Annotated in this window: 21 protein-coding genes; 11 read left to right on the top strand and 10 right to left on the bottom strand. The window is 67.2% G+C overall.

Going from position 1 to position 18,227, the window contains the following annotated elements:
* Window positions 1–41: 41 nt before the first annotated feature.
* Window positions 42–518 carry a DUF5797 family protein gene (locus Q0964_RS02580; protein ID WP_299263122.1) on the bottom strand — a complete coding sequence of 159 codons (477 nt, stop codon included), beginning with the start codon at window positions 516–518 and terminating at the stop codon, window positions 42–44.
* Between the two features lie 96 nt (window positions 519–614).
* On the opposite strand from Q0964_RS02580, the gene Q0964_RS02575 reads away from it, so the two are divergent.
* From Q0964_RS02575 to Q0964_RS02565, 3 genes are all read left to right on the top strand, one after another.
* Complete coding sequence (locus Q0964_RS02575) at window positions 615–1,388, top strand: enoyl-CoA hydratase/isomerase family protein (protein ID WP_299263120.1); 774 nt, start codon at window positions 615–617, stop codon at window positions 1,386–1,388.
* Window positions 1,389–1,664: 276 nt separating this feature from the next.
* Entirely contained in the window at window positions 1,665–2,423 is a 759-nt protein-coding gene (locus Q0964_RS02570) for an SDR family NAD(P)-dependent oxidoreductase (RefSeq protein ID WP_299263118.1), read from the top strand.
* A gap of 41 nt (window positions 2,424–2,464) precedes the next feature.
* Window positions 2,465–2,839 carry a DUF7522 family protein gene (locus tag Q0964_RS02565; protein ID WP_299263116.1) on the top strand — a complete coding sequence of 125 codons (375 nt, stop codon included), beginning with the start codon at window positions 2,465–2,467 and terminating at the stop codon, window positions 2,837–2,839.
* Between the two features lie 32 nt (window positions 2,840–2,871).
* Here the strand turns inward: Q0964_RS02565 and Q0964_RS02560 are convergent, their stop codons facing one another.
* From Q0964_RS02560 to Q0964_RS02550, 3 genes are read right to left on the bottom strand one after another with little or no spacing between them, the layout of a single operon-like run.
* A complete protein-coding gene (locus tag Q0964_RS02560; protein WP_299263114.1) occupies window positions 2,872–3,360 on the bottom strand; it encodes a Mut7-C RNAse domain-containing protein in 489 nt (162 codons plus the stop codon).
* Window positions 3,357–5,099 (bottom strand): helix-hairpin-helix domain-containing protein, encoded by a 1,743-nt coding sequence (locus Q0964_RS02555; protein ID WP_299263112.1) that lies wholly within the window; start codon window positions 5,097–5,099, stop codon window positions 3,357–3,359. The genes Q0964_RS02560 and Q0964_RS02555 overlap by 4 nt, the downstream gene beginning before the upstream one ends.
* A 36-nt stretch (window positions 5,100–5,135) precedes the next feature.
* Window positions 5,136–5,582 carry a DUF5788 family protein gene (locus Q0964_RS02550; RefSeq protein ID WP_299263110.1) on the bottom strand — a complete coding sequence of 149 codons (447 nt, stop codon included), beginning with the start codon at window positions 5,580–5,582 and terminating at the stop codon, window positions 5,136–5,138.
* A 129-nt stretch (window positions 5,583–5,711) separates the two neighbouring features.
* On the opposite strand from Q0964_RS02550, the gene Q0964_RS02545 reads away from it, so the two are divergent.
* Window positions 5,712–6,653 (top strand): rhomboid family intramembrane serine protease, encoded by a 942-nt coding sequence (locus Q0964_RS02545; protein ID WP_299263108.1) that lies wholly within the window; start codon window positions 5,712–5,714, stop codon window positions 6,651–6,653.
* Between the two features lie 3 nt (window positions 6,654–6,656).
* Window positions 6,657–7,484: an endonuclease V gene (locus Q0964_RS02540; RefSeq protein WP_299263106.1), complete on the top strand. Its 828-nt coding sequence runs from the start codon at window positions 6,657–6,659 to the stop codon at window positions 7,482–7,484.
* A 4-nt stretch (window positions 7,485–7,488) separates the two neighbouring features.
* On the opposite strand, the gene Q0964_RS02535 is transcribed toward Q0964_RS02540, so the two are convergent.
* Window positions 7,489–8,265 (bottom strand): creatininase family protein, encoded by a 777-nt coding sequence (locus Q0964_RS02535; RefSeq protein WP_299263104.1) that lies wholly within the window; start codon window positions 8,263–8,265, stop codon window positions 7,489–7,491.
* 118 nt (window positions 8,266–8,383) lie between these two features.
* Here Q0964_RS02535 and Q0964_RS02530 point away from each other — a divergent pair, with 118 nt between their 5' ends.
* The 3 genes from Q0964_RS02530 (at window position 8,384) to Q0964_RS02520 (ending at window position 10,771) form a co-directional block, all read left to right on the top strand.
* Window positions 8,384–9,211, top strand: coding sequence for an SDR family oxidoreductase (locus tag Q0964_RS02530; RefSeq protein WP_299263102.1), 828 nt, complete (start codon window positions 8,384–8,386; stop codon window positions 9,209–9,211).
* On the top strand, window positions 9,208–10,533 hold the full coding sequence (locus Q0964_RS02525) for a glycerate kinase type-2 family protein (protein WP_299263100.1): 1,326 nt from the start codon (window positions 9,208–9,210) through the stop codon (window positions 10,531–10,533). Before Q0964_RS02530 ends, Q0964_RS02525 begins: the two co-directional genes overlap by 4 nt.
* Window positions 10,534–10,594: 61 nt before the next feature.
* Window positions 10,595–10,771 (top strand): hypothetical protein, encoded by a 177-nt coding sequence (locus tag Q0964_RS02520; RefSeq protein ID WP_299263098.1) that lies wholly within the window; start codon window positions 10,595–10,597, stop codon window positions 10,769–10,771.
* Here the strand turns inward: Q0964_RS02520 and Q0964_RS02515 are convergent.
* The 4 genes from Q0964_RS02515 to Q0964_RS02505 all read right to left on the bottom strand — a co-directional run bounded on the left by Q0964_RS02515 (window position 10,768) and on the right by Q0964_RS02505 (window position 15,845).
* Entirely contained in the window at window positions 10,768–11,865 is a 1,098-nt protein-coding gene (locus Q0964_RS02515) for an ArsA family ATPase (protein WP_299263096.1), read from the bottom strand. The two genes, Q0964_RS02520 and Q0964_RS02515, sit on opposite strands and share 4 nt — an antisense overlap.
* Window positions 11,866–11,990: 125 nt before the next feature.
* A complete protein-coding gene (locus Q0964_RS18555; protein ID WP_170845305.1) occupies window positions 11,991–12,146 on the bottom strand; it encodes a DUF7563 family protein in 156 nt (51 codons plus the stop codon).
* Between the two features lie 71 nt (window positions 12,147–12,217).
* Window positions 12,218–14,701 carry an ATP-dependent DNA helicase gene (locus tag Q0964_RS02510; protein ID WP_299263094.1) on the bottom strand — a complete coding sequence of 828 codons (2,484 nt, stop codon included), beginning with the start codon at window positions 14,699–14,701 and terminating at the stop codon, window positions 12,218–12,220.
* Window positions 14,702–14,744: 43 nt separating this feature from the next.
* Entirely contained in the window at window positions 14,745–15,845 is a 1,101-nt protein-coding gene (locus Q0964_RS02505; RefSeq protein WP_299263092.1) for a pyridoxal phosphate-dependent aminotransferase, read from the bottom strand.
* Window positions 15,846–15,948: 103 nt separating this feature from the next.
* Between Q0964_RS02505 and Q0964_RS02500 the strand changes: the two genes are divergently transcribed.
* Together Q0964_RS02500 and Q0964_RS02495 are read left to right on the top strand one after the other, a co-directional pair.
* Complete coding sequence (locus tag Q0964_RS02500; RefSeq protein WP_299263091.1) at window positions 15,949–16,467, top strand: CinA family protein; 519 nt, start codon at window positions 15,949–15,951, stop codon at window positions 16,465–16,467.
* A 45-nt stretch (window positions 16,468–16,512) separates the two neighbouring features.
* The gene (locus Q0964_RS02495) at window positions 16,513–17,007 is read left to right on the top strand and encodes a metal-dependent hydrolase (protein WP_299263090.1); all 495 of its coding nucleotides are present in this window, start codon (window positions 16,513–16,515) and stop codon (window positions 17,005–17,007) included.
* 5 nt (window positions 17,008–17,012) lie between these two features.
* Here Q0964_RS02495 and Q0964_RS02490 read toward each other — a convergent pair whose 3' ends face one another.
* Window positions 17,013–17,786, bottom strand: a complete 774-nt coding sequence (locus Q0964_RS02490; RefSeq protein WP_299263088.1) for a PHP-associated domain-containing protein — start codon at window positions 17,784–17,786, stop codon at window positions 17,013–17,015.
* A 100-nt stretch (window positions 17,787–17,886) separates the two neighbouring features.
* On the opposite strand from Q0964_RS02490, the gene Q0964_RS02485 reads away from it, so the two are divergent.
* Window positions 17,887–18,192, top strand: coding sequence for a DUF7565 family protein (locus Q0964_RS02485; protein ID WP_299263086.1), 306 nt, complete (start codon window positions 17,887–17,889; stop codon window positions 18,190–18,192).
* The last annotated feature ends 35 nt before the right edge of the window (window positions 18,193–18,227 follow it).

The raw sequence follows: 18,227 nt of genomic DNA, 5'->3' as shown, positions 1-18,227 counted from the left end.
GCGTATCGGAGCCGGAGTCGCGCACGAACCGGCCAGCGCCGTCAGTCGAGTTCTTCGACGGTGAACTCCTCGCGAGCCATCGCCAGTCGGAACGTAGGGACCGTGCGCTGGATTCGCTCGGCGACCCCTTTGTCGGAGAGACTTCGCAGCGCGGACCGGACGTCGTCGACGTCGGGGTCGTGGCCGGTGTCTCGGAGGTCGTGGAGGACCGAGACGACGCTCTGAGAGCGGTCCCCGGGGCCGGCCAGCACGTCGGTCACAGCGGCCTGGAGCGACGGGACCTGGAGGATACGCTCACCCTCGGGGTCGTCGGCGCCGACGAGCGCGGCGGCGTCCTCGGTAGCACAGATCAGGCTGTTCTCGTCGCGATAGTAGTACTCTTTCAGTTCCGATTCGAGGTACTGGTGGACCTCGCTGCCGCTCTCCAGGTCCCACTGGTCCTGGAGTTCGGCGTTTTTAGTCGGCTGGAGCGCGACGACATCCGCGAGTCGCTCGCGGGCCTCCTCCGAAAGCGTCATTAACCGTCGCTACACCGAGCATGTATTTTGATGTTCTGCATCGGACCCGACCGGTCGGGGCCAGCGCTTATTTACTCGCTGGCCGCACGAGGGGCTATGGACTGGGACACAGTCACCCTCGACCACGAGGACGGCATCACGACGCTGACCGTCGACCGCCCCGACCGCCTGAACGCGCTCAACGTCGAGACGCTGTCCGCGCTGGACGAGGCACTCGACGAAGCCGAGGACCTCGACACGCGCGTACTCGTCGTCACCGGCGCTGGCGACGACGCCTTCGTCGCCGGCGCGGACATCGCATACATGAAAGACATGGACGTCGAGGCGGCAAAGTCGTACGGCGAGAAGGGTCATCACGTCACTGGCCGCGTCGAGACGTTTTCCGCGCCGGTGATTGCGGCGGTCAACGGCTACGCGTTCGGCGGCGGCTGTGAACTCGCGCTGGCGGCCGACATGCGAGTCGCCAGCGAGCGCGCGGTGTTGGGCCAGACCGAAATCGACCTGGGAATCGTCCCGGGCTGGGGCGGCACCCAGCGGCTCGCCCGCCTCGTCGGCGACGAAACCGCCCGACGACTCGTCTTCTTCGGCGAACGGGTCGACGCCGAGGACGCCGACCGACTCGGGCTCGTCGGTGACGTAATCGCACACGACCAGCTCGATTCGTTCGTCCGTGACATGGCCGAGGACCTCGCAGCGAAACCGGCCTTCGCGCTCCAGGCCGCCAAAGAGGCGCTCAATCAGGTTCACCGGATGCATCTCGACGCTGGCCTGCAGTACGAACAGCGCGTCTGGAGCGGTCTGTTCGGCACCCCCGACCAGAGAGAGGGGATGACGGCGTTCGTCGAGGACCGCGAACCCGAGTTCGAGTGAGCGACGGGGTCGGCCGAGCAACGCGAGCGAACCCACTGGCCGTCCGGGTGCGACCGTGGATGGCAGCGCCTGTCGGTCGGCACGAACCCGCCGTGGCGGTGAACAACCGAAACAGACGAGCGACGGCACTGGCCCTCCCGACCCGACGGCCGCCGAAATCGACCACACTCACCTGCCAGGCCAGACAGTACACGGGGTGGCGCTCGGCGCGGCGACCGCCGTCCCGATTGCCGGACCCGCCAGCCTTAGACGGCTGAGACGCTACGTCTCTCGTGTATGTCGACGACTTCCCACGACCTCGACGGTGACGTCGCACTGGTAACTGGCGCGTCCTCCGGTATCGGTCGCGCGACAGCGAAGGCGCTCGCCGACGCCGGCGCGGCGGTGGCCGTCACCGCACGCCGGACCGACCGTATCGAAGCCCTCGCCGAAGAAATCGAGAGCGAGGGCGGGCAGGCCCTCCCCATCACCGCCGACGTGACCGAGACCGACGACGTAGAGCGGATGCTCGAGCAGACACGCGAGGAACTCGGTGGCCTCGACGTGCTGGTCAATAACGCGGGCGTCATGCTGCTCGCACCGGTGATCCGCGCCGACCTCGACGACCTCCAGCAGATGCTCGACGTGAATCTGATGGGCCTGATGGCGGCCACCCGCAAGGCCCTGCCCGGGATGCTCGAACAGGACAGCGGCCACATCGTCAACATCTCCTCGGTCGCAGGCCGGCGGGCCAACGAGACGTCGGGTGGCTACTCCGCGACGAAGTTCGGTGTCAACGCCTTCTCGGAGTCACTCAGAAAGGAGACCGCAGACAGCGGCGTCCGTGTGACCGTGATCGAACCCGGTGCGGTCGACACGGAACTGGGCCAGCACATCCCCGACGAACAGGTGATGGAACGCATGGCCGAGATGGTGCAGGACATGACGGTGCTCCAGCCCGAGGACATCGCGGCTGCGATTCGTTACGCGGTCACCCAGCCCCCACGAGTGAGTATCAACGAACTGCTGGTCCGTCCGACCGACCAGCCCTCCTGAACAGTGGATAGTTCTAACTGAACTTGGGTATATGTCTTCAGATGATGACTGGCGAACAGTATCAGAAGCTCCTCCAGCTGGTACGCGATCGAGCGGGCGATGCCTTTCGGGCGGCGGTGAAGTACGATGCACGAGACTGGGTGGTGCTGTACATCCGTGACGACGTGGCTACCGATGAGCTCAGGGGCGCGTTCGAGACACTCGCCGACCGAGCGCGTGATTACGAACCCATCGCCGGCGAAGCGGTGTATTCGGGTCTCGGCCAGACACAGGCGACAGTCGAGCTTCACGCCGACGCGGTCCTGCTCCACTTCAGAGAGAGCGACGGCGGCGTAGTGGTTTCGCTCGACCGGAACATCGCACAGGGTCTCGGACAGTTCGTCAACCGCTGTAACGGGGTTCTAAACCGGGAGTGAGTGTGTCTGCCGGACGCCGCTTGAATCTGTACTCAGAGGTCGGCCAGTGTCTCGGCCACGTCGTCCCAGTGGCTCCCCTTCCAGAAACACTGCCCGCAGTCGCGACACCGCCAGACGTCGGCCTCGGCCGCGTCCGGTGCGTACTCTGGGGTCGGTTCGTCGGTGTCGACGGCGACGGCGACACCGTTACACCGTCCACACCGCGCCGGCCGGGCGGCCAGTTCGAGTCGAAACCCCGCCGCGCGGAGTTCCCGTAACTGCTCGACCGGGTCCGGGGCCGAGAGCAGGACGGAGTCGTCGGCTCGGGCAGCCAGTTCGCGGTCCCGTGTCAGCAGCGTTCGCTCTTCGGTCCGGGCGAGCGCCAAGATGCGGTCGTCTGCCTCGAGTTCCCGGTCCAGTGCGTACACCGCGTCGTAACCGCACATCCGCAGGAACGTGGCGAGTTTGCCGAGCATGACGTCAAGCACGAGTCGGTCGCGGGCGTGAACCGGGTCGTCCCGGTCGGGTGACCGGTCCGTCACAGTCCCAGAAACGCACGCACGCTGTCGACATCACGGGCGTTCAGCACGTCGTCGGTCTCCGCCCAGCCACGGCGTGCAGTGTGGACGCCGTACCGGACGGACTCCAGGGTGCCGGGCTGGTGGGCATCTGTGTCGATGGCGATAGTCGCCCCGGTCTCGATGGCGGGCTTGACGAGACTCCCGTCGATGTCCAGCCGCCGCGGACTGCTGTTGATCTCCAGTGCAACCCCGGCGTCTGCCGCTGCCGCTGCAACCCGCTCGATGTCCACGTCCAGTCCGCCCCGCTGGTTGAGGACTCGGCCGGTCGGATGTCCAACTACGTCGACTGCTGGGTGTTCCGTGGCAGTCACCAGTCGGTCGGTGCCATCGCCGTCGAGACCGGCGTGTGGTGAGGCGACCACCAGGTCGAGTGCGTCGAGCACGGCGTCGCCCACCGAGACCGAGCCGTCGGCCCCGATGTTGGCCTCGACGCCCGCGAACAGGTCGACGTCGACCTCGGCGTCGACGGCCCGAATCTCGTCGATCTGGTCGCGCAGTTCCGCGTCGGAGAGGCCGACGCCGCCGACCATCCCCGGCCCGGTGGCGTGGTCGGTGACCGCCAGATAGTCGTGGCCGAACTCGGCCGCGCCCGCAGCCATCTCCCGGATCGTGTTCCCGCCGTCGGACCACTCGGTGTGCGTGTGGAGGTCACCGCGAACGTCGCCGTCTTCGATGAGAGCCGGGAGGTCGCCGTCGGCGGCGGCCGCGACCTCGCCCCGGCCCTCGCGGAGTTCCGGCGGAATCCAGGGGAGGTCCAGCGCGGCGTACATCTCGTCCTCGGTCGCCCCACCGACGCGGTGGCCGGCCCGTTGGTCGGCGTCGGGGTCGTCCACCTCGGACACGTCGAACACGCCATACTCGTTCATTTTCAGGTCACGGCCGATCGCCCGGTTGCGTAGCGTGACGTTGTGGTCCTTGCTGCCGGTGAAGTACTGGAGTGCAGCCCCGAACTCGTCGGTGTCGACGACCCGGAGGTCGACCCGGAAGTCGTCGATGCGGAGACTGGCCTTGCTCTCGCCGGCCTCGATCACGGTTTCGGCGGCGTCCCAACCAGTGAAGTCGTCGACGACGGCGTCGGCGTCGGTGCTCCCGACCAGCACGTCCACGTCACCGATGGTCGGCCGCCAGCGGCGGATCGAACCCGCGAGCTCAACCTCCGTGGCCGCATCGACGCCGGTCAGGAACTCCCGCACACGGTCGCCGTATGGCCGGGCCTCGCCGAGCAGTTCCCGCTCGTGGGCCTCTCGTGCGAACGCGACCCCCTCCAGAATGTTCTGTTCTGTCGTCTCGCCGAACCCCGAAATCTCCCGAATCTCGCCGTTCTCGGCAGCGGTCTCCAGTTCGTCGAGCGTGGTGATTCCGAGTGCCTCGTAGAGAGTGCCCACGGTCTTGGGGCCGACGCCCTCGACGCTCGTCAGCGCGGCCATGTCGACCGGGAGTTCGTCGCGGAGGTCGTCGAGTTCCTCGACACCACCGGTTTCGACGTACTCGACGACCTTCGAGGCGATGGCGTCGCCGACGCCGTCGAGTTCCTTCACCCCGCTCTCGCCGTCGGCCGCGAGGTGTTCGATAGCTGCGGGGTGCCCGCGGATGTTCTCGGCGGCGCGGCGGTACGTGCGGGGTTTGTACTCGACGTCTCTGGCTTCGAGCAGGTCGGCGAACTCCTCCAGGAGGCCGGCGACCTCGGCGTTACGACTCATTGGGTGAGCGTTAGGCCGCCCGAGGTATCAAACTGTTCAGCGGCCGCGGCCGACACCGACGCCGCTGTCATCCTGGTGGCCCAACGCCTTCTTCAGGAACTTCGTCCAGCGTTTCTTGTCCTGTGTCTCCTGTAGTTCGGACTCCTTTTCCAGGTCGGTCGGGCCGAGATTTTCCAGTGCGTTCAGCGCGCGGTCGATGCCGATGATCGCTCGGGCGATGGCTTCGCCGTCCTCGAAGCTGATGTCCTCGTCCTCGATGCGTTGCTTGCGCTGGAGACGTTCACGGCGAAGGTTCTTTTTGGCCTGCGTGACCCGTTCACGCTCGCCCTGCGGAACGGTCTCCCGGCGCTTGATCTCGAAGACGAACGTCTGGAGGTCGATGAACTCGCCCTGCACCTCGATCTCGTCGGGGATATCGGCGCCGACTGTCGCCCCCTCGCGCTCGATCCGTTCGAGGAGCTGCTTGCGCTGGAACTCCTGCACGGCTTTTACTCGGGTCGCAACCGATAAAACGTTCTCGGACGTACCCGGTGGCGCTCGGCCCAACCGGCCGTGCATGGCCGTCGGGACGGTGGGGAAGACCTTTCCGGGGGCGTACCTTATCGCGGCACAATGGCGAAGTGCGACGCGTGTGGGCGAGAGGAAAATATGCCGTACCAGTGTCGCCACTGCGGGGGGACCTACTGCGGTGACCACCGCCTCCCCGAAAACCACAGTTGTCCGGGGCTAGAAAACTGGAACGACCCGGACGGCGTCTTCGACAGCGGCTTCGACGACACCGTCGACGGGAGCGGCGGTGGCGGCTGGGGGAGTTCCACAGCCGAGAGCAACGGCATCGCGTCCCGGCTCGGAATCAACACCGGTCCCGGCGGGATTCTGGGCTACTTCAGAGGAAACGTGACATACCTGTTCCTCGGTATCATCTGGGCCGTCTTCCTCATCGAACACATCGTCCTCTTCACGCTCGGCGAGGCGGCGTTCAGAGCACTGTTCGTCATCTCACCGGCGAACCCGGAGTACGTCTGGACCTGGGTCACCTCGATCTTCTCCCACGCGCCGTTGAGCCTCTTTCACATCGGCGGGAACAGCATCGTGATCTTCTTTTTCGGCCGGATCGTCGAGCGGTACGTCGGTTCCCGGGACTTCGCGCTACTGTTCCTCGGGAGCGGCGTCCTGGCGGGCCTCGGCCAGATCGCCATCCAGGCCTACCAGGGCAACCCGGCGGGTGCACTCGGCGCCAGTGGCGCAGCACTCGCGATTATGGGTGTGCTGACCGTGCTGAACCCGAACCTCAAGGTGTATCTCTACTTTCTGCTGCCCGTTCCCATCTGGGTTATCACCATCGGCTACGCCGGGCTGAGCGCGCTCGGAATCGTCGGCGGGGTCGGCGGCGGCATCGCCCACGTCGCTCACGCCGTCGGGCTCGCGCTCGGTCTGCTCTACGGCCAGCGGGTCAAAGACAAGCTCAGCGCCCCCGGGCAACTCCAGCTCGGCGGTGGGATGGGTCGCGGCCCGGGCGGCCCCGGCGGGCCCGGTGGCCGCGGCCCGTTCTGAGCGATGGAGCCTGTCCACCCCGAGTTCGTCCCAGACGCGAGTCTCGACCGGGCGGAGATGGAAGCCCTCCAGCGTGAAATCGCCGAGAGAGCCACCTTCGAGGACGACTTCGACTTCGATCCGGGCCTGGTCTGTGCCGACCGGGAGAGCGAGCAGCAGGGACTCGGCGCTGCGGACGGCGGTGACGGCGACGGGCCAGCGGACGACTCCGACGCGGAAGTCCCCGTCGTCGTCGGTGTCGACCAGGCGTTCCTCGACGACGACCGTGCCGTGTCGGCGCTAGTCGCCTTCCAGGGCGGTGAGGTGATCGAGCGGGCTCACGCCGTCGTGCCGACCGACATCCCGTACATTCCCGGCCTGCTGTCCTTCCGGGAGGGCGGCGCGATACTGGCGGGCTTCCGTGAACTCGCCGTCGAACCTGACCTCGTTTTCTTCGACGGGAGCGGTCACATCCACTACCGGGAGGCCGGGCTGGCGACCCACGTCGGCGTCCTGTTCGACGTGCCCAGCGTCGGCGTCGCGAAGAACCTGCTCTGTGGCCAGCCCGCCGCGTCGACCGACGGACTGGCCGAAGGCGACCGTGTCGCCGTCGAGGCAGACGGGGAGGTGACCGCGCCCGACGGGACCGTCATCGGCTACGCCGCCCAGTCGAGACAGTACGACTCGTCGAACAGGACGATCAATCCGCTACTGGTCAGCCCAGGCCACCGAGTGAGTGCCGAGACTGCCGCGGACCTCACGCTCTCCTGTGCGGCCGGCTACAAACTTCCCGAACCGACGCGGCTGGCGGATCGGTACGCCGACGACGTGAAGACGGAGTTCGGAGACTGAGCGGTCATTCGCGCTCGCTTACGTGCGGTTCCGGCATCAGGTCCTCGAACGGCTGGTCGTCGAGCCACCCACAGAGGTTCACCAGTTGGTCGCTGGCGGCCTCGAACAGTTCACGTCCTTTCTCGGGGGTCGCGTCGGTCTGGTCGCCGAGCACGCCGTTGTTGGTGTTGTCCGCGGCGTCGTAGAACGTGGTCGCGCCGTGGACGGCCATGTTCTCCCACTCGAGGAGGCCGCCGTCGCGGGCGTCTTCGAGGCGGTCGTCGTGGACGAGTTCGTTCGCGATGTGCATAATCATCGCCGTCTCCTTGGGGCCGCCGTGGGGGCCGTTCTGTTCGAAGAGGTCGTCGACGAGGTCCGGGATAGACTGGTCCCACATCCACTCGATGGCGTAGGCGGTCTCGGTCTCGTGGAGGCGGCGACCGACTTCCCGGAGGTGTTCGACGTTCCCGCCGTGGGCGTTGACGTAGACGATGCGGTCGACGCCGTGGGACGTGAGGTTCCGGGAGAAACTCTCGACGTAGTCCCGGAAGACCGGAGCGTCGACCCACATCGTGCCGTGGAACTGTCGATGGTGGGGCGAGACGCCGACGTTGATAGTGGGGCTACAGAGATAGCCGGTCCGGTCGGCGGCGTCTCGGGCCAGCGCCTGTGCGATCATGTGGTCGGTTCCTTCGGGAAGGTGCGGGCCGTGCTGTTCCGTCGAGCCTAGCGGCACGATGACCAGCGACTCGTCCTCGAAGTACGCGCCCAGATCGGGCCACGTCTCGTCTGCGAGATACATGCCGTCGGCTGGAGGTGCGCCGGCCTCAATAGCCTGCTCATCCGTGCGGAGGGGTGACCGGTCGGGAATCCGTTGGAAACACTGGCAATTTAACAGCGCCCCGGGCGAGGCGTGCGGTATGGAAGACAAGACGGTGCTGATCACGGGGGCGTCGTCCGGCATCGGTCGCGCGACGGCAGAGACCTTCGAAGCGGAGGGGTGGACGGTCTACGCCACGGCACGGGACACGGACGACATCGAGGCGCTGGCCGAGGCGGGCTGCCGGACCCAGGAACTCGACGTAACAGAGCAAGAAGACGTCGACGCCGCCATCAAGCGCGTCGTCGAGGAGGACGGTCGGCTCGACTGTCTCGTCAACAACGCCGGCTACGCGCAGTTCGGTCCGCTCGAGGACGTGCCGACCGACCGCGTCCACGACCAGTTCGACGTGAACGTTTACGGCCCGCACCGTCTAATCCGCGCGGCCTTGCCCCACATGCGCGAGCAGGGTGAGGGGACGGTCGTCAACATCTCCTCGGTCGCGGGCCGGATTGCCACGCCGGGCATGGGCGTCTACAACGGCTCGAAGTTCGCCCTCGAAGGGCTGACCGACGCACTCCGGGGCGAGGTCGACGGGTACGACATCGACGCCGTTCTGATCGAGCCCGGACCGGTCGATACGAACTTCGACGACCGAGCCGACGAGGAACTGGAGAACGGCACCGAACGCTCGGGAGCTTACGACTCGATCTACGCGTTCTACGATGAGGGGCAGACATTCGGGGGCACGAGCGCACTGGCGGTCGCACCGACAGACGTAGCCGAGACGGTTTTAGAAGCAGCCTGCTCACCCGACCCCGACCCGCGCTATCCGGTCGGCCAGGTCGCGAAGTACTCCACGCTGCTCCGGTTCGTCCCGGACCGCCTGCGCGACGGCGTGTACCGACTGGTTAAAAAGTTAGCGTGATTCGGGACCGCGACGCCCGCTCACGGACTGCCGCCCACAGCCTGGCACTGGCCTGCATCGAGGCGGGCATCGACGCCGCCCGTCCCGAACGGGTCGTCCGCGACCGACTCGCCCTGCAGGACGACCGGCTCCGGGTCGCCGGTGGCCGCATCGACCTCGACGCCTTCGAGCGCGTGGTCGTCCTCGGCGGCGGGAAGGCCGCGGCGGGGGTCGCGGCCGCACTGGAGAGGGTCCTCGAAACCCGCCTCAACGGCGGCGTCGTGGTCACCGACGACCCCACGCCAACCGAACGCGTTACCGTCCGTGACGGCGACCACCCGATTCCGAGCGAGCGCGCCGTCGAGAGCGCCCGAGCAGTCCGGGAAGCGGCCGTCGACGCCGAGGAGGACACGCTCGTTCTGGCGGTCCTGACCGGCGGCGGGAGCGCGCTTCTGCCCGCTCCGGCCGACGGTCTCGCGCTCTCGGACCTCCAGCGGGTGACCGAATCGCTACTGTCGGCGAGCGCACCCATCGGTGCGGTCAACGCGGTCCGGAAACACTGCTCGGCGATCAAAGGTGGTCAGTTGGCTCGCGCGGCCGCGCCAGCGACGGTCGTCACACTGCTTTTCTCGGACGTAGTCGGCGACGACCCGGCGGTAATCGCCAGCGGCCCGACCGTCCCGGACCCCACGACGTTCGCTGACGCTCAACGTGTCCTCGAGGAGTACGACGTGGCGCCACCGACACCGGTCGAGGAACGGCTCGACCGCGGTGTCGCCGGCGAGGTGGCGGAGACGCCAACGGCCGGCGCGTCGGTTTTCGAGCACGTCCGGACGTTCGTCCTCGCGAACGGGCGGACGGCCATCGACGCGGCCAGCGGCGTCGCGTCGGATGCGGGTTTCACGCCACTGGTACTCGGCGCGGGCATCGAGGGCGAGGCCCGGGAAGTGGCCAAGACCCACGCGGCGGTGGCCCGGGAGAGCCGCGAAACCGGGAGTCCCGTCTCGCCGCCGGCGGTCATTCTCTCGGGCGGGGAGACGACGGTCACAGTCGACGGCGACGGCCGTGGTGGCCCCAACTGCGAGTTTGCGCTCAGTGCGGCCCGCTCGCTCCCCGAGGGAGCCGTACTAGCGAGCGTCGACACGGACGGTCAGGACGGTACGAGCGGGGTGGCCGGTGCGCTCGTCGACGTCGAGACGGTCGACGACGAGGCGGCAGCGCGTGCGCTCGCGGACAACGACGCGGCGTCGCACCTCGGCGAGCGGACCGCCCTGCTCCGGACAGGGCCAACGGGGACCAACGTCAACGACCTGCACGTGTTGGTCGTCACGGACACCGAGTGAAATCGACGGCGGCTGGCTGTGTTTCGGGCGACTTTTTATTTGCGGGAGGCAACTGGAACGTATGGACTTCGACCTGGGGAAGGTGGTGCTGTCACTGCATGTGCTCATCGGAATGTTGTTCGTCGGGCTGGGAGTCCAGAACTTCGTCAACGGCCGTCAGATCGGCCTCGTCCTGAACGGCCTGCTCGGCCTGCTTATCGTGGGGATGGGCGTCGGCGTCTCCCGGCTCGTCGACTAGTCGAGACAGGCGGCGACGACTCGCAACAGATTCTCCCCGCGCACCTCGTCGGCGAACAACGGAACCCGTTTCACGTCGTGCCCCCGGAACAGGTCCTGGGCCTCTTTGAGTGCCTGCTGCTGAACCTGCCACCGGCGTTGACAGAACTCACAGTCGTCCAGGTCCGGCGAGACGGACCAGTCGCTCTCGACGTCCGCCACGTCCGTGAGGTCCTGCATGACGCGGTTGACGACGACGGTCTCGACTGGAACCCCGAACGTCTCCAGTCGGTCCAGCAGCCGCTGGGACTCCATCACGCTCAGTTCCTCGGGCACCATCACGATACGGAAGTCGGTCATCGCGGGGTCGCGAAGCACCGCGCGGAGCCGCTCGATGCGCTCGCGAAGCACCTCCAGGTCCGCCATGTCGGCCCCCTGCTCCTCGTCGCCGCCGCCGAACGGCAGGGAGTCGAAGAGACCGCTGAGCCGCTGGCGCAACTTCAGGAGACGCCCCATCATCGAGTCGAGCAGTTCCGGCAGTTCGAGCAGCCTGAGCGTGTGGCCCGTCGGCGCGGTGTCGACGATTACGCGCTCGAACCGGTCGTCGTCCATGTACTCGAGCAGGAGCCGCATCGCGGCCGCCTCGTCCATCCCGGGCATCGGCCCGGCCAGCGGGTCCGCGGCTGCGGCCTCGTCCTCGGCACCGGACGCATCTGCCTGCTGGCTCTGTCCGCCCATGCCGCCCATCGGGCCGCCACCGCCGAGCAGTTGCCCGAGACCACCCATTCCGCCGAGGCCACCCTCGGCGTCGAAGGGGCCGTCACCGACGGCCTCCTCGGGGTCGATCTCGGCGGCGTAGAGTGGAATGTCCTTCCGGATGCGCTCGGGGTCGGCCGGAATGTCCGTTTCGAGGGTGTCGGACAGCGAGTGGGCAGGGTCGGTCGAAACCACGAGCGTGGTGGTGTCGTCGCGGGCGCTGGCCAGCGCCGTCGCGGCCGCCATCGTCGTCTTACCGACGCCGCCTTTCCCGCCGTAGAGGACGTAGTCGGCCGCGTCGACGCCTGTTGGGACGGCCGTCTCGTCGATTGCCTCGACGGCCTCTACCTCGAGATCCATATCTAACGGTTCGGCGGGGGACTTGTGTAGTCGTCGGTCCCCAGTTTCGGGTCGCAAGCTGTAGCTGGGGGTGGACGGGGACGAGCGAGACGAGTCGTCGGTAATCGGGGAAACGAGAAAAGGGGTCAGGACCGCGAGGAACGAGCCTCGCGGACGTCGTTTCCGTCCCTGATCTTGTCCTCGCAGTTAGGACAGACACGCGGTGCGTCGAGAGTCTCGGGCGTAAACACCCGGACGTACGCCTCAGTCACGAAAGAACCGCAGTTCTGACACTCAGGCATCCGACTGAAAGCGGGGAATCACGCCACATATGCTTTCTGAAACGAGGTCGCGGGTCGGTCGACGGCCACGGTCACTCAGGTGCGTCGTGGTCGCTCCAGAACGAGTCGAACTGCGGACCGAGGAAGTCGGGCGTCATCCGAACGAACTCGCGGCGTTCCGCCGGAGAGAGATACTCGTGGACGGAGTGGACGGCGTCTTCCGTGTAGCGCTCGCCGACGAGCATCCGGACACCTACCTCGTCGGTTCCCCGGACAACCCGGCCGATAGCCTGGCGCGCGCGGCGGACCGCGGGCACGGTCAGCGCGTACTCGAAGGCCACGTCGTCGCCGAACGCGCGGCCGTATGCGGCCCGGACCGCGCGGACGCGCGGCGAACCGATGTTGACCAGCGGCACACCGACGACGGCACACGCGTGGAGTTTGTCCCCGTCGTAGTCGACGCCCTCCGTGAGCGTCCCGCGGGTACTCGTGACCAGTACCTTCCCCGGACCGCTGAAAAACTCCCGTTTGCGGTCGTCGGTGGCTTCGTTGCTCGAACTCTCGTCGACCAGAACGTCCTTCTCTACCACGTCCCGGAGGTAGCTGCCAGCCCAGGCCGCCTCCCGGTAGTTCGGCATCGCGACCAGCACGTTACCGGGGCTGCGTGCCACGGTCCGGAGCACCTGTTCGTACTCGTCACGGACGCGGTTGCCGTGGTCGCGGACGGGGTCGCCGCGATTGCGGGCGGTGTAGGCCGTCGCGTCGACGAGCCAGCTCGCACGGTTCTCCTCGGGGAAGGTCAGCCCGTAGGACCGGGTCTCGACGGGCCGGCCCGGGTCGTCCTCGGAGGCCGATAGCCCCCCCGTCCCGGTCGTTTCGATGGCGTCCAGTCCGGAGACGCGGGTGAACACGTCAAGCGGTTCCAGCGTCGCGCTCATCAGGACCCCGCCGCCGAGTTCGTCGAGGATCGTCCGCAGGGCCTGTGCAGGCATGCAGTCGAACAGCAGGAGGCCGGCGGTGTAGACCGCCTGCCAGGGGGCGGCGGTCGCGCCGGTGTCCGAGGGGGAGTGTTCGAGTTCGACCTCCCGGAACGCGGTGGCGTGGTCGCGCTCGTACCAGTTGCCCATCACCGCCCCCACTGCGGCCGCGACACACTGCCGGCTCTCCCCGAGTTCGTCCAGCGTCGTCTCGACGGCAGTCCCGACCGCGGCCAGTGACCGCCACAGGTCGCCGGAGTACCCCTCGCGCTCGGCCCACTCGCTGAGGTCGTCTCTCTCCTCGGTTTCGGGGTCACGGAGCGGAACCTCCAGGTCCTCCTCGGGGAGTGAGCGGAGGTCGTTCTCCCAGCCGCGGCCGAACTCGGAATCGAGATGGTCGGTCACGCGCCCGTCCAGCCAGTCCACCAGGTCGTCGTAAAATTGCCGGGCGGTGGCGACGGCCTCGCGGGGCACGTCGTGGCTGGCCAGCCGGTCGTCGACCTCGCGCTCGTGGTCGCGGCTCTGGTTCGAAAGCTGGAGCAGTTGTGCGCAGTCGTTGCGCGCCCGAACGAGCGTGTGCCGTCCCACACGGTCCGAGAGCAGGTCCCGGACACGGCCCTCCAGCCGGTGGGCCTCGTCGACGATCACGAACGTGTTCTCGTCGAGGACCTGCGACAGGAGAGGCCGGGAGTCGGGGTCGAACAGGTGGTTGTAGTTGCCGATCACCACGTCGGCCTCGCCCAGCAGAACACCCATCGCGCGGTGGGGACAGGTGCCGTGGGCGACGGACTCGGGCAGGAACTCGGTCGAGGTGAGGACGTTGTCCTCGCCGTCGGCGAAATCGACGGGCGAACCCCTGTTGCGGGCGTACCAGTCGGCCTCGAAGGGACAGTACAGCGGTGGGTCGTCGCCGTCGGCCATCTCCTCCGGGGCGCGAGGCTGTTCGGGGCGGTAGGGGGACTCGACGCCAGCCGTCTCCAGCCGGGCGTCGGCCACCGTATTGAACTGCTCCGGGTCTCGGCGAGCGGCCGTGGCGAGATCGGCGCCGCGTTTCGGGTCCCACCACTGGTCCTTTTCGTCCGCGTCGGCCCCGACGGCGGCGTCGGTCGCGGCCCCGCTGTGCGTGTCGGTTCCGCCGTCGGCCTCGACGAGGTGAGCGGTGTCTTCCCGGAGGTCTTCACAGCGGTCGTGGACACTTTCGTCCCGCGCAAAGAGGTCTTCGCGGCCGTACGGACAGAGGTCTCGTTTGCCCACGAGGGCGATGCCGTCTAGCGGGTCGTCTAGCCCGGCGTTGACCGCCCGGAGGTCCGCGACGAACTGGTGGAGTTGCTGTTTGACCGGCGTGACGACTACGACGCTCTCGTAGTCGTCCTCGCGGACGAGCGTCGTCGCGGCGGTCAGCGCGGCCATTGTCTTGCCGGTCCCGCAGGGGCCTTCCATCGCGAGGTAACCGTTCTTGCGACCCACCTCGATGGCCGCCTCGACGGCGTCGGGCTGGTTCGCGTAGGGCTCGTCGTAGCCGAAGTACGCCCGCCAATCCGCGTCGTCGGCGTCGCTCTCCGCGGTCGCCGGCCGGCCGGCTCCCTCACGGTCACTCATTGACAGAGAGTGGGGGCGTCCTCGGGTATGAACCCCCGGATTCTCAGTCGAAGTACCCGGCCAGTCGTTCGGCGGCTTCCTCGGCGCGAGGGGTCACGAGAGCGAATCGGAACCAGTCCGTTCGCGACTCACCGAAGGCCGCGCCGGGCATCCCGGCGACACCGGCCTCGTCGATCAGTCGCTCGACGTTGGCCATGGTGCCAGAGAAATCCGGGAAGCGCGCCATGACGTAGAAACTTCCCTGTGGTGTGGTGTACTCCGCTCCCGCGGCGTCGAGAGCGTCTGTGAACGCCACGATTCGCTCGCGAAGCATCTCGCGGTTGCGCCCGTAGTAGTCCGGTGGCGTCTCCCTGAGTGCCTGCCAGACTGCGTACTGGGCCGGCCGACTGCTCGTCACGTTGGTCAGCATGTGCCGGGTCCGGAAGCGGTCGACGAGCCACTCCGGAACGATGGCGTACCCCACCCGGAACCCGGTGATGGCGAGGGACTTCGAGAACGCGTTGGTGACCACCCGATGCGCCGAGTCGACCGCGAGCGCGCTGGTGAACTCGCCGCCGTAGTCGAAGTGGTCGTACACCTCGTCGCTGACCAGCAGGGCGTCGCAGGCCTCGACGATATCGACGAGTTCGCGGACCGTCGCCTCTGAATAGACCGCCCCCGTGGGGTTGTTCGGACTGTTGACGACGACGAGCGCGGTGTCTTCGCTGGCGGCTTCCCGGACTGCGTCGGGGTCGAGTTGGCCGTCGTCGTCGACCGCGACGTAGCGTGCCTGCCCGTCGAGCAGGTTCGTCCGGCCGGCGTAGTAGGGGTAGACCGGATCGGTCAGAATCACCTCGTCGCCGGCACCCCGTGTGAGTCCCTCGGCCATCGCGAGGTGGTTTGCCTCACCCGCGCCGTTCGTGACCAGCACCTGTTCGAGGGCGACGTTTCGGCGGGCGGCGATCTCCTCACGCAGCTCCAGCAACCCCTCGCTGGCGGGGTACTGAAACTGTTCGGGGTCGCCGTCGGCGTACTCGACCAGTCCGTCCCGGAGCGCCCCCGGCGGCTCCCAGTCGGGATTCCCGCTCACCATGTCGATGACGTCCCCCGCCGCGGCGTCCGCGTACTGCATGACGCGGAAAAATTGCGGCCGCTCGTAGTCCATGCACAGTCTGGGTCTGCCCGAACCCTGTGTCTTTCCCACTGCGACCGAGCAGTGAGTGGCCGGCACCGCCGGGTTCAAGCCCACCGCGGTCCTAAGTCTAACCATGCGCGAGTTCGCCGCAGAGCCGCCAATCGAGGAAACCGTCGGCGACCGTCTGCGTGCGGCCGACCACACCGTAGCCGTCGCCGAGGGGTGTACCGGCGGTCTCGTGACGACGCTTCTGACGGCCACACCAGGCGCGAGCGACTACCTCGACCGGGGGCTGGTTCCGTACTCCTACGACTCGCTGCGAGAGTTACTGGCCGTCGACCGCGAACTGCTCGACGAACACGGCGTCGTCAGCGAACCGGTCACGAGAGCACTGGCACAGGCCGTCCGGGACACAGCCGGAACGACCTGGGGCCTCGCAACCGCCGGTGTCGCCGGCCCGGGGGGTGGTACGCCAGAGAAACCCGTCGGCACCGCGTTCGTCGCCGTCGCGTACGCTGGCGAGTGGGGGACCGGCACCTCGACGGCGACCGTCGAGCGCTACGATATCGACGGTGACCGCCAGGCGGTCCGCGAGCGAGTCGCGCGACGGGCGCTGTCGGATCTGGACGGTCGGGTCGCCGACCGGACGTGACCGGACGGGAAGCTCTTTTACTGGGCCGAACCTGTCACCGGACGGATGAACAAAGAGGGCCACGTCCTGAACGCTGTACTCCTGGGCATCGGCCTGGGGTATGTCCTCGAACCGGCCGGTGACGTCGCGACGCTCCGCACCATCGCCGAAGTGACGATTCCGGTGACCCTGGGCGCACTCTTTCCCGACGTGGACACCGCTTTCGGCCGCCACCGAAAAACGCTCCACAACTTCCTCGTGTTGGGAGTTTTCCTGGCGTATCCGTTCGTGTTCGACAATCTCCAGTTCGTCTGGTTGGGTGTGTTGACCCACTACATTCTGGATCTCGCCGGGAGCAAGCGAGGGCTCGCGCTCCTGTACCCCTGGGACAGGGAGTTCAGGCTGCCCATGGGCGTCTCGACTTCGAGCGATTACGCCAGCCTGGTGACCCTCCTCATTACCGGGTTCGAGTTGCTAATCGCCGGGTCGCTGGTCTTCTACGCGCCGTCGTACGTTCCCCAGGAACTGATCGAGCACGGAACGACGGCACTGGGCGCCTGACCGGTTCAGTACAGTCGCGCGTCCTCGAACTCGTCTCGGTACGCGATGTGGCCCGGATGGGTCGGCTCGGTCCCCTGTAGGTAGATCCGGTCGAACTTCTTGTAGGTGTTCTCCCAGAGCAGATGCGAGAACTCGGCTTTACACCGTAACGCGTGCACGAGGCCGTCACGGTGGAATATCCGACGGTCTGCGCCGGCCTGCAACGCGGTCACGAGGTCCTGTGTGCTTTCGATGGGGCGGTCGAAACGTGTCCAGACCTCGCCGACGGTCTTTGGAAGGTGGGCATAAGAGGAGGCGAACGCTGGCAGGTCGGTCTCGCGAGCGACCTCGCGAGCGCGTTGGTTGTCCCGGTCCAGGTGTTTTGGATTGTACACCTCAACGGCGTTGATCTGGTCGCGGTACTCCCGGATCTGCTCGCCGTCGAGGCTCACCGTCAGGAATTCTGGATGGGGGACGACGACAGCGGCGTTCTGCCGGCGGAGCTCGGCCATCGTGCCGTCGAGAGTCAGAAAGTCGGGCACGGAGTCGGTGAGGCCGATAGCGAGGACGTGACGGCGCGACCGCCAGTCCCCGGTGAACAGTTCGCGGGCCGGGACGACGAGCAGTTCGTCGTCGGAGTACGCCCGTGCTCGTTCCTCGATGTCGGGGAGGCGCTCGAAGTGAGGCGCGTACACCAGCGCGTCCAGTCCCCGTGCCTTCGCCCGGCGGACCACCTCGTCGTCGAGAATCTTCACGTGCATGTCGACGCGGAACCCGTCATCGCTCGCCCTACCGGCCATTGGTCGTAAGCCGATTCCAGTGGTCGTGGCATATGGATTCTGGTTTCGCGTGGCCGAGGCTAGCGAACGTTTTTATTCGTCGCCCGACTGTACCAGGTCGATGCCACATTGGGAGTGTGCGATCGAAGGCGGCACGGACCGGTTCGAGCGTGTCGAGGACCTCATCATCCACCAGGCGACCGAACACGGCCGTATCGAATGTCAGGTCTGTGGGACCGTCCTCCCGGACGGCTACTTCGCAATCCGACACGCCTTCGACGAACACAGCCGTGCCGAGTACGTCCGCGCTTACGACGCCACCAGCGACGAGGTGCGCCGCCGCGAGAAGGTCAAGGAAGCAATCGAGGACGAGGCCGATATCAACGAGGTCATCGACCGCCTCGAAGGCAACGGCCGCACGGCCTGACGTCCGAGAGCGGTCGCCTGTTCGGTTCTCCGGCC

Origin of the sequence: Halorientalis sp. (genome assembly GCF_028275115.1) — an archaeon.
GTDB lineage: Archaea > Halobacteriota > Halobacteria > Halobacteriales > Haloarculaceae > Halorientalis.
This window is presented reverse-complemented; position numbering and strand designations above follow the sequence as displayed.